9 protein-coding genes and 1 pseudogene are annotated in these 10,223 nt (G+C 74.9%); 3 read left to right on the forward strand and 7 right to left on the reverse strand.

The annotated features are described in order from the left end of the window. Window positions 1–1,354, reverse strand: a 1,354-nt coding sequence (locus AOK09_RS24130; RefSeq protein WP_055589341.1) for a DUF2264 domain-containing protein, incomplete at its 3' end; no start/stop codon positions are given. A 157-nt stretch (window positions 1,355–1,511) separates the two neighbouring features. Between AOK09_RS24130 and AOK09_RS24135 the strand changes: the two genes are divergently transcribed. The 3 genes from AOK09_RS24135 (at window position 1,512) to AOK09_RS24145 (ending at window position 4,638) form a co-directional block, all read left to right on the forward strand. Beyond that, on the forward strand, window positions 1,512–2,630 hold the full coding sequence (locus tag AOK09_RS24135) for a substrate-binding domain-containing protein (protein WP_055589342.1): 1,119 nt from the start codon (window positions 1,512–1,514) through the stop codon (window positions 2,628–2,630). Further along, window positions 2,627–3,652: a hydroxyacid dehydrogenase gene (locus AOK09_RS24140; protein WP_055589343.1), complete on the forward strand. Its 1,026-nt coding sequence runs from the start codon at window positions 2,627–2,629 to the stop codon at window positions 3,650–3,652. The genes AOK09_RS24135 and AOK09_RS24140 overlap by 4 nt, the downstream gene beginning before the upstream one ends. Before the next feature lie 170 nt (window positions 3,653–3,822). Then, window positions 3,823–4,638 (forward strand): maleylpyruvate isomerase family mycothiol-dependent enzyme, encoded by an 816-nt coding sequence (locus AOK09_RS24145; RefSeq protein ID WP_055589344.1) that lies wholly within the window; start codon window positions 3,823–3,825, stop codon window positions 4,636–4,638. A gap of 164 nt (window positions 4,639–4,802) precedes the next feature. Here the strand turns inward: AOK09_RS24145 and AOK09_RS24150 are convergent, their stop codons facing one another. The 6 genes and pseudogenes from AOK09_RS24150 to AOK09_RS24175 form a co-directional block, all read right to left on the reverse strand. Further along, complete coding sequence (locus tag AOK09_RS24150; protein ID WP_079063380.1) at window positions 4,803–6,080, reverse strand: cytochrome P450 family protein; 1,278 nt, start codon at window positions 6,078–6,080, stop codon at window positions 4,803–4,805. Continuing rightward, the gene (locus AOK09_RS24155; RefSeq protein WP_055589345.1) at window positions 6,077–7,051 is read right to left on the reverse strand and encodes an amidohydrolase family protein; all 975 of its coding nucleotides are present in this window, start codon (window positions 7,049–7,051) and stop codon (window positions 6,077–6,079) included. Before AOK09_RS24155 ends, AOK09_RS24150 begins: the two co-directional genes overlap by 4 nt. A gap of 76 nt (window positions 7,052–7,127) precedes the next feature. Next, window positions 7,128–8,018: an NAD(P)-dependent oxidoreductase gene (locus AOK09_RS24160; RefSeq protein ID WP_055589346.1), complete on the reverse strand. Its 891-nt coding sequence runs from the start codon at window positions 8,016–8,018 to the stop codon at window positions 7,128–7,130. Then, on the reverse strand, window positions 8,015–8,359 hold the full coding sequence (locus AOK09_RS24165) for an antibiotic biosynthesis monooxygenase family protein (protein WP_055589347.1): 345 nt from the start codon (window positions 8,357–8,359) through the stop codon (window positions 8,015–8,017). Before AOK09_RS24165 ends, AOK09_RS24160 begins: the two co-directional genes overlap by 4 nt. A 743-nt stretch (window positions 8,360–9,102) precedes the next feature. Beyond that, window positions 9,103–9,947, reverse strand: a pseudogene (locus tag AOK09_RS24170) (alpha/beta fold hydrolase). Beyond that, window positions 9,944–10,223: alpha/beta fold hydrolase (locus tag AOK09_RS24175; protein ID WP_407675433.1), on the reverse strand; the 280-nt coding region annotated here is incomplete at its 5' end. The gene AOK09_RS24175 and the pseudogene AOK09_RS24170, both read right to left, overlap by 4 nt.

Consider the following 10,223-nt stretch of genomic DNA (forward strand, 5'->3'; position numbering starts at 1 on the left):
GGCCGCCGAGTTCGGGACCGGTCGCGGTGGAGTAGGCCCAGCGGCAGTAGAAGGGGTCGTAGGCGTGCCCGCTGACCGGGCCCTGGTCGGCGTGGTCGGAGCCGTGGTTGGCGATTCTGACGATGCCGTCGGCGCGGGTGCCGGAGGCGATCCAGCCGGGGGCGTGCAGGGTGCGTACGAAGTCGCCGCGCTCCACCGGCAGCGGTTCCTCCACGGCGGTCCAGACGGGGTGGCCGGCCGGCAGCAGCAGCCCGGCGAACCCCTTGGACGCCCAGTAGGGCGAGGCGGGCCCGGAGTAGTTCTGCCGGATCGGCAGGTGCTCGCCGTGCCAGCCGAGGGAGAGCAGGCCACGCCGGTCCAGGCTGCCGCGCTCGGTGAAGTACCGCAGCATTCCGCTGCCGATCCGCCGGGTCAGGCCCGGGGTGAGCGCGCCGGCGCCGAAGATCTGGCCGGACCAGAACGGTGCCGCGGCGGCGTGGCGGTAGGTGAGCGAGCGGCCCTGGTACAGCGGTGAGCCGTCCGCGCCGACCAGGTACTGAAGATCCGTCAGATACGCGCGGAGCCGGGCGCGGTACCGGTCGGCGAGTCCCGGCTCGGCGGCCTCGCCGGAGATGCGGCAGTACCAGAGCGGGTAGAGGTGCAGCGCCCATCCGCTGTAGTGGTCGAAGTTGCGCAGCGGCGGCGGGGTGTCGGCCCCGTCGGCATACCAGCCGCCGCCCGCGTACCAGCTCTCGGTGCGGGCGAGGGCGTGCTCGATGTCGGCCTGGTCCCAGGGGCCGCCGACGGAGCGCAGAAACGCCTCGACGATCGCCTGGAACCAGACCCAGTTGTTGTCCGGGACCTGCGCTCCCACCATCTCCGAGAACCAGGTGACGACCCGGTCCCGCACCGGGCCGTCCAGGCGGTCCCAGATCCAGGGCCGGGTCTCGTGCAGGGCCAGGGCGACGGAGGCGGCCTCCACCTTGGCCTGGCCGCACTCCGACAGCCGCGGCCAGCGCTCCGGCGAGGCCGGGTCGGTACCGGCGGCCAGACCGCGGGCGTAGCGCTCGGCCAGGCCTTCCGCGGTGCGGCCGCAGCCGTCCGCCCCGGCGATGCGGAAGGCCGCCAGCAGAAAGGTCCGGGCGTAGCCCTCCAACCCGTCGCTGTGCCGTCCCGATCCGCTCACCGGTCCGGGGAGGTGGATCAGCGCCTGGTGCGGTGTCGCCCACGGCCGTACGGCGTCCAGCATGCGGTCGGCCAGCTGCTCCCAGTGGGCGCGGGTCCAGCCGGTGTGCGGCGAGAGCGCCCTGTCGTCAGGGGGCAGGCCCTGCAGCGGAGTTGGGAGTTTCCCGGCAGGGGTGCCGACGGTGCGCATCGGTGGGCTCCTTTCGCGCAGTCGCCCACGATGCCCAGTGATCCGCAAGGGGTCAACAACTTCAGCCGGAACCCGTAGAAACCTGTTAGTTTCCGATGCGCGACGCAGGGCGGAGCGGGGCACGAGCCGCAGCGGCGCCGGACGGGACGGAGGGAACGTGCTCGCACAACAGCGGTATGACTACGTTCTGGAGCGGCTGCGTGCCCATGGGGCGATCCGGGTCGCGGACGTGGTCGCCGGACTCGGGGTCTCCGACGGGACCGTCCGGCGCGACCTGGAACTCCTGGAGGGCCAGGGGAAACTGACCCGGGTCCGCGGCGGTGCGGTGCCGCCCGGCGGCGCGGAACCCGGCCCCGCAGCCCCGCGCGGGGCCGAGCGCACCGAGGCCGGCCCCTGGGCCGCCGGAGCGGTCCTCGGCATGCTGGTGCCCTCCACGACCTACTACTACCCCGAGGTGATCCGCGGCGCGCAGAACGCCGCCGCCCGCGCCGGGGCGAGGCTGGTGCTCGGCGTCACCGACTACGACCCCGGCCGCGACCTCGACCAGCTGCGCGACCTGATCCGCTCCGGCAGCAGCGGCCTCCTGGTGACCACCGCCGAGGGCCCGGTGGTCCCCGCTCCGGTCGGGGACCTCCTGGAGCGCTCCGGCCTGCCCTACGTCCTGGTCGAACGCCGCTCGGCCGAGGTCTTCGACCACGCCGAGTGCGTCCTCAGCGACCACCGCCAGGGCGCCTACCGGGCGGTCGAGCACCTTGCCGCACAGGGGCACCGCCGCGTCGCCCTCCTCGCCCACGCCACCCCCACCGCGGACCTGGTGGCGGAGGGCCACGCCGAGGCGGTCCGGCTGCTGGGGCTGGACGGCTCCGCACCGGTGGTGGCGCCCGGGCGCGGCACCGACCGGAGCGGCGCCGACGCCTTCGCGCAGGCCTGCCGGGACTCGGGCGCCACCGCCGCCCTGGTGCACCCCGACCGGGAGGCCATCCTGCTGCTCCAGCGCCTGCGGGCGCACGGCGTCCGGGTCCCCGAGGACCTCGCGGTGATCACCTACGACGACGAGGTCGCCGCCTTCGCCGAGGTGCCGCTCACCGCCGTGGCCCCGCCCAAGTTCGAGCTGGGACGGACGGCGGCTGCCGCGCTGCTGGACCGCCTCGGCGCACCCGGCGGCCCTCCGGTACGGCAGATCGTCCTCCAGCCCCGGCTGGTGGTGCGCGACTCCACCGGGGCACCGCGCAGTGAGCAGCACACGACCGCGGACGCCCGGGTGGCCGTCCGATGACCGGCGGCCGCACCCCCCGCCCCGCGGCGGTCCTCGCCATGAGCCCCGCGACGGCCTCCGCCGTCCTCGGCGCCGACGCCCGCCGGCGCCTCCTCGAACTGGTCGACGTCGACCTCGATTTGGTCCTGGACGACCTCACCACCGCACCGGCCTGCGCCGCCCTGGCCCGCGCCGAGGTGCTGGTCACCGGCTGGGGCTGCCCGCCGCTGGACGAGGAGGTGCTGCGGTCCGCCCCCCGGCTGCGCGCCGTCGTCCACACCGCCGGGACGGTCAAGCACCATGTCACCGAGGCCTGCTGGCGACGCGGCATCCAGGTCACCTCGGCCGCCGCGGCCAACGCGGTCCCGGTCGCCGAGTACACCCTGGCCGCGATCCTCTTCGCCAACAAGCGGGTGCTGCCCGCCAGGGACGCCTACCGCAGCCACCGCGGCCGCACCACCGACTGGCACGCCAGGCTCGCGGGGGCGGGTAACTACCGCCGGCGGATCGGCATCATCGGGGCCTCCCGCATCGGCCGCCGGGTGATCGGACTGCTGCGCCCGTTCGACCTGGAGGTCCTGCTCAGCGATCCCTGGGTGGAGCCGGACGAGGCCGCCCGGCTGGGCGCCCGGCTCACCGCGCTGCCCGAGCTGTTCGCCACCAGTGACGTGATCAGCGTGCACGCTCCGTGGCTCCCCGGCACCGAGGGCCTGGTCTCCCGGGCGCTGCTGGCCGCCATGCCCGACGGGGCCACCCTGATCAACACCGCCCGGGGTGCGCTGGTCGACCAGCAGGCGCTGGAGGAGGAACTCGTCTCCGGCCGGATCGACGCGGTGCTCGACGTCACCTCGCCCGAGGTGCTGCCGGCCTCCTCGGTGCTCTACACCCTGCCGAACGTGCTGCTCACCCCGCACATCGCCGGTTCGATGGGCGGCGAGCTACGCCGCATGGCGGACTTCGCGCTGGACGAGCTGGAGCGCTGGACCAGCGGCGCCCCCTTCCTGGACCCGGTCCTGCCGGAGGCCTGGGACCGTACGGCGTGACGGCGTGCCCGCCCGGGCACCGGTGACGGCGGCGGCGCGGTGCGCCCGTGCGGCCCCGGCTGCTTCCCCCGCGCCGGGCCTCAAGAGGGAACCCTCCAGGTCACAGCCGCGCGGGCGATCGTGCGCCAGGTCTGGACAGCGACCCCCGCCCTGCCCCAGGCTTCAGCCCCATGACCGCACCCCACGCCGCAGCGGCAGCCGGCGCCCCGCTGCTCGACGCCGTCACCGCCGTCGCCGAGGAGATCGCCGACCTGCTGCGGACCCGCCCCGACGGCGCCGGGCGCCGCATCCCCGGGGCGGAGTGGAGCGTCGGCGAGGCCGCGGCGCACCTCGCCGTGGCCAACGAGCTGATGGCGGACGCCGCCGACGGCCGCGAGCGCCGCTACGGCGACGGCACCCCGGGCAGCCTCGCCGAGGCCAACGCCCGGTCGCTGGCCGCGTTCACCGAGCGCGACACCGCGGTGCTGGCCCAGGCGATCACCGGGCACGCCCGCGACTTCGTCCGCGCCGCCGCCCGGCGGCCCGCGACCGCGCCGGTGGTGACGCCGCTGGGTCCCATGGACCTGGGCACCCTCGGCTGCTATCTGCTGACCCATATGCTCGCCCACGGCTATGACATCGCCCGCGCGCTCGGGCGTCCGTACCGCCTCGACCGTGCGCGGGTGGAGCTGTGCATGCCCTTCCTGCTCGCGGGCATGCCCCTGGTGATCGACCCGAGTGCCGCGGCCGGGCACCACGGCTGCTATGCGATACGGCTGCGCGGTGGATCCCGCTTCGCGGTCACGATCGCCGACGGCGCCGCCACCGTCACCACCGAGCCGTCCCGCCGCCCCGACTGCACCATCTCGATCGAGCCCGTGGCCTTCTTCCTGCTGGCCCTCGGCCGGACGGGACTGCTGTCGGTCATGGCCCGCGGCAAGGTGCTGTCCTGGGGCCGCAGGCCCTGGCGGGCGCCGGGCTTCCCGATGCTCTTCAAGGCCCCCTGAGCGGACCCCCGCCGGGGCTGCCGGTCCCGGTCCGGCTCAAGGTGGCCGTGCCGTTCGGGTACGGCGTGCACGTGCCGGCGCCGAAGCCCCGCCGGCTCCCCGGCTGCCGACCCCGGCTGCGTACCGGGGGCGGCTCGGCCCGCCCCCGGTACGCCGGAGCCGCGCTACCGGGCCGGGTCCAGCACCACCGGGAGCTCCGCCAGCCCCCGGAAGGCGGGGAAGGGCACCTCCAGCCAGCGTGCCGGGGCCCCGGGGTCCGCCGGGGCCACCCGCGGAAAGCGGCCGAAGAGGGTGGCCAGCGCGATCTGGGTCTCCATCCGTGCCAGCGGCGCACCCAGGCAGTAGTGGATGCCGTGCCCGAACCCCAGATGGGCGCTGTGGGCACCGCCGGCCCGCTCGATGTCCAGCAGGTCCGGGGCGTCGAACTTCTCCGGGTCGCGGTTGGCCGAGCTGAGCGAGATCTGGACGAGCGCCCCCTTGGGAATGCGGGTGCCCCCGATGGTGAGGTCCTCGGCGGCGTAGCGGAAGGTGGCGCTCTCCACCGAGCCGTCGAACCGCAGCAGCTCCTCGACCGCGCTCTCCATCAGCTCCGGGCGCTCCCGCAGCCGCTGGAGCTGCCCCGGATGACCGAGCAGATGGTGGACGGCGTTGCCGATCAGGTACGCGGTGGTCTTGTGCCCGGCGAAGAGCAGCAGCCAGGCGGTCGAGACCAGCTCCTGCTCGCTCAGCCGCCCGTTGCCGTCCCGGGCCCGGGTGAGCGCGCTCAGCAGGTCGTCGCCGGGGTGCTGGCGCTTGTGGGAGATCAGTCCGGCGAAGTACCGCTGCAGCTCCCCCTCGGCCCGCCGGCCGGCCTGCCTGGACCGGGGGTCGAAGCCGGTCCTGGCGACGGTGGTGGACCACCCCTGCACCACGGCGCGGTCCTCGGCAGGGATGCCCAGCAGGTCGCAGATCACCAGCACGGGCAGCGCGAAGGCGAAGGCCTCCAGCAGGTCCACCGGTTCGTGCGGGGGGCAGGACTCCAGCAGCGCCGTCGCCGCCTGCTGCACCCGCGGCCGCAGCGACTCGACCCGGCGCGGGGTGAAGGTGGAGCCGACCAGCCGCCGCAGCCGGGTGTGCTTGGGCGGGTCGCAGTTGAGCATGTGGTCGTCCATGGCGGTGGAGTCCTCGCCGAAGATCCTCCGGTAGGAGTCCATCGCCCCGTACATGTCCTTGCTCAGCCGCGGGTCCGCCAGCGCGCTGCGAGCGTCCTCGTAACGGGTGATCAGGTACGTCTCCAGGCCGTGCGGCGGCCGCAGCGGGCAGACCGGCGCGCCCTCCCGCAGCTCGGCGTAGACGGGGTGCGGATCGCGGCGGAACTCCGGGCGGCCCAGCGCCGCCGCCTCGGCGGCCGCGGCCGGGAACGGGCAGGTGGCTTCGACGGCCCATGACTCGGTACTGGTCACGGCCGCGCCTCCAGGTCGAACAGCGCCTCGGCGTTGCCGCCGAGGACCAGCTGCCGGGACGCGTCGTCCAGCGGCAGCTTCTCCACGGCGCGCAGCACCTCCTCCAGGGGACAGGCCAGCGGCGGGGAGTCGGTGCCGAAGAGCATCCGCTCGGGTCCCAGCACCTCCGCGTTCAGCTGCAGATGAGCGGTGCTGTAGGCGCTGGTGTCGACATAGAGACGGCGCAGCGCCGCCCCGGGATCGGCCGCCGCGGCCGACGGCCGCGCCGGGGCGCCGCCCCCGGGCGCGCCGGGCGGCTCCGAGCCCCAGTGCCGCGGCCGTGCCGCCGTCTGCAGCCGGTCGGGCAGCAGCGCCAGCGCGCCGCCGCCGGTCGCGCCGATCAGCCGCAGCTCGGGGTATTTCTCCAGCCAGCCCGCGAAGGCGACCATGGCCAGCCCCGCGGTGACGTCCCCGAACCGGCCGATCTGCTCCACGAACCCGAAGTCCACGACCTGCTCGGTGCCGACCGGCTCCGCAGGGGCGTGCACCAGGACCGGTACACCCGCCTCCGCGGCCAGCGCGAAGAAGGAGTCCGCCCGCGGGGAGCCCAGCAGCTCGCCGTGGACGCTGGAGGTGGTGATCAGGCCCACGAAGGCGGGGTCCGCCAGGGTCTCCCGGACGCCGTCCAGATGGTCGTCGTCGCCGAACGGATTGGCGTACACATAGCCGCGCAGCTGGTCGGGGAAGCGGCGGACGAGGCCGGACATCCAGGCGTGGAAGGCCCGCAGCCGGTCCCTCGGCTGTGCGTAGTTGTCGACGCCGGGGACCCGGGCCATCGCGCCCGCGCCGACCGGACTGCCGATGATGGTGAGGTCGATGCCGGCCTGCGCCCGGGCGGCCAGCATGCCGTCCACGTCGGTGAGGCTGGGCGGCATGGGGTAACGCTTGGCGGCCTCGGGCGGGGAGAGGTGCCCGTGGATGTCGATGATCACGTGTGGACTCCAGAAGGAACAGAAGGAAGGTGGGGGAGGGCCGGGGCGGCGGCGGGGGCCGCCCCGGCCCTGGTTCTCAGACGGGCTGCGGAGCTGCGGCGGCAGCCCCGACCGCGCGTACGACGGCCGCGCAGTCGTCGTCGCCGTATCCCTGCTCGGTGGCGCTCAGGTGGGTGTCGGCCGCGGCCTCCACCAGCGGCAGCCGCACACCTGCGGCCGCCGACGCGTCCCGGGCCAGCTGCAGGTCCTTGGCCATCAGCCGCAGCCGGAAGTCCGGCTTGTCGAAGGTGCCCGAAGCCAGCCGGCGGGACTTGAAGGCCATCACGGGGGAGGCGAACCCGCTGCCCGCGATGGTGCCGAGGACCTGCTGCCGGTCCAGCCCCATCGCGGTGCCCAGCTCGGCCGCCTCGGCCAGGGCCTGCACCTCGATACCCATCAGCAGATTGAGAAGCAGTTTCATCCGCATTCCGGAACCGGAGGCGCCGAGGTGGACGACCTCCTTGCCCAGCAGCTCCAGCAGCGGGCGCCCGGTGCTGAAGGCATCCGTGGAGCCGCCGGCGAAGAGCCGCAGCTCACCGCTCCGGGCATGCTCACGGTTGCCCAGCATGCCCACGTCCAGCAGCTGACGGGTCTGCCCGGAGAACCGGGCGACGTCATCCGGGCCCACGGTGCCGGCGCACACCAGCACACCCGGGTAGGGGCCCTCGGTGAGCACCCCGCCGGGCCCGTTCAGCACCGCGTCGAGGGCGTCGGCGTCGGCGACGGTGCAGATCGCGGCGCTGGTGCCGGCGACCGCCTCGACCGGACGGGCGGCAGCCACCGCACCGGCCTCGACGAGGGGGGCGACCCGTTCGGCGGTGCGGTTCCACACCTTGACCGGGACGCCCTGGTCCAGCAGGCGGGCGGCGAGCCCGCTGCCCATGGTGCCGAGGCCGAGTACGGCGACGGGGCCGTCGAAGCGGTTCATCCGCGGCCTCCCCGGGTCTCGCGGACGACGTTGAAGCGCAGCGACTCGGTCGACTCCACCCAGGCGCGCAGCGGAGCGACCAGTGCCCGGTGCTCCTCGCTCTTCTGCCAGGCGTAGAAGTCCTCGGGCTGCTCCCACTCGCTGGTGATCACCCACTGCCGGGAACCGTCGACCGGTTCGCCCAGCTGGTCCACCAGATGCCCGGGAACCTTGGCTACGGCGGTGCGGATCTGCTCGTATGCGTCGCGGAATCCCTGCTCGCCGCCTTCGAGAACGCGAACCAGGAACACCACGCGCAGTTTGGTGGCCATGCGGATGCGATCATCCTGCACGGTGGCCATGTCGGTCTCCTCTGATCGTGAGGCATGGAGTCCGCCGGACGGCTGCGGCAGCTGGTGCCGATCGAAGCCGCGGGGCGGCGGAACGTCCCATATTCGGACTGTGGCCGGAAGGCTGCGTACGGTGACGACCTCCGGCATCGATCCGCCCGGGGGACGGGATCCATGGAGCCCTTCAGAGCACAACTCCCACACAGTCACAGCCGCTGGAGGCGTGCAAGTCACACAGGGCCCGTCACCGTCCGTCACCCGGTCGGGCCTTCGAGCGCGACCAGCGGGAACACCCGCGGGGCGGCGGACGCCGCGGGGGCCGGGGCTCGGCTGTCCGGGTGACCGGGGGAGGCGGGACCGCCGCCCCCGGCGACGGCAGTCCCGCGGCGCGGCGTCCCGGAGGCCGCGGGGGCGCCGGTGCCGACCGTCCGGCCCGGGCCGGCGGACGGGGGTGCCGAGCGGCTCGCGGGCGCGAGGAGCCTCGCGGCGCCCACCGGGGGCCGCCGTATCTGATGAGGCGTCGGATGTCCGGTGCGCAGGCGGTCCGGGGTGCCGCCGAAGGCCGTGCGGATCGCCGCCGGGCGGCGGGGGCGCGCCGGTCGGCGGGTCCCGGCGGGCCGCTCTCGGCGGCGCCCGGCCCCAGGGCTCCGCCGGGTGCGGTGGGCACGCCGTACGTCGGCCGCAGGGGGCGACTCCCCCTGCGGCCCTCCGTGAGGTTGCGTCAGCTGAAGGTGATCCGTGGGCCGGGCGCGCCGTCAGACCGTATGGGCCGCCCCGGCGAAGCGCCGTACCAGCCGGGCGAGTTCGGCGGGCTGGTCCAGGGCGAGCAGGGTGTAGCTGTCGTCCAGTTCCACCAGCTCCCCGTGGGGGAGCAGCCCGGCCAGCCGCCGGCCGTGCTCCGGGGGCATCACGCGGTCCTGGCGCGCCCAGACCACCAGCGCGGGGCGGTCGAAGGCGGGCAGGCTCTCGGCGGCGGCGAGCAGGACGCCGGTGTCCGCCGCCGCCGCCCGCAGCATCCGCACCGTGTCACGACGGATCTCCGGCCGCTCCATCACGGGCCTGACCCACCGGGCCGCGGCGGCGTCCCCGCGCTTGGTCAGCCGGCCGAAGGCGATCGGCAGGCGCCGGACCGTCCGCAGCCGCATCTGCTGCATGAACAGTCCGAACAGCGGAGCGGGCAGCCGTCCGGCGAGCAGCAGGGTCCGGCCGGTCAGGCCCGGGGGAAGTTGTCGAACGCCTCGCAGGAGGCGAGCACCACCCGCCCCACCCGGGCGGCGCCGTCCCGCATCACCAGCTGGACCAGCGCCCCGCCGGTGTCGTTGCCGACGAGGGTGACGTCCCGCAGATCGAGGCGGTCGAGGAACTCCGCGACCAGCCGGGCCACCGCGGGCAGCGACAGATCGGCGTCCGCCCCCATCGCCCGGCGGTGCGCCCCGAGCGGCAGCGTCGGTGCCACGCACCGGTGGTCGACGGAGAGTTCGGCGATCAGCCCGTCCCACAGCGAGGAGTCCATCAGCAGCCCGTGCAGCAGGACGACGACCGGTCCCCGGCCCGTGTCCTGGTACTCGACCGTCCCGGCGGACAGCTGGACCTCCTTCATGCCGGTCCGCCGTGCTGCGCCGCGGTGCCCGCGACGGCGCTGTCCGGACCGGCGGCCACGGCGGTGTCGGTCAGGTGCCGGTGCAGAAAGGACAACTGGGCCTGCACGGCCTGCTCATGGACGTCCATGAACGGCGCGTAGTGCCCGCCGGGCAGCGTGAGCAGCTCCCCGCGGGGCGCCCGCCGCGCCGCGGCGGTCCCGGGCCCGGGGAGGACCGCCTGGTCCTGGTCGCAGACGACCACCAGCAGCGGACACCGCACCCGGGACGCGTCCCGG

This window comes from Peterkaempfera griseoplana (assembly GCF_001418575.1).
GTDB lineage: Bacteria > Actinomycetota > Actinomycetes > Streptomycetales > Streptomycetaceae > Peterkaempfera > Peterkaempfera griseoplana.

Excerpts from the sequence above, each read along its gene's own strand:
- AOK09_RS24140 (WP_055589343.1), top strand. The coding sequence starts at position 2,627 with ATGACCGGCGGCCGCACCCCCCGCCCCGCGGCGGTCCTCGCCATGAGC.
- AOK09_RS24145 (WP_055589344.1), top strand. The coding sequence starts at position 3,823 with ATGACCGCACCCCACGCCGCAGCGGCAGCCGGCGCCCCGCTGCTCGAC.
- AOK09_RS24160 (WP_055589346.1), bottom strand. The coding sequence starts at position 8,018 with ATGAACCGCTTCGACGGCCCCGTCGCCGTACTCGGCCTCGGCACCATG.
- AOK09_RS24165 (WP_055589347.1), bottom strand. The coding sequence starts at position 8,359 with ATGGCCACCGTGCAGGATGATCGCATCCGCATGGCCACCAAACTGCGC.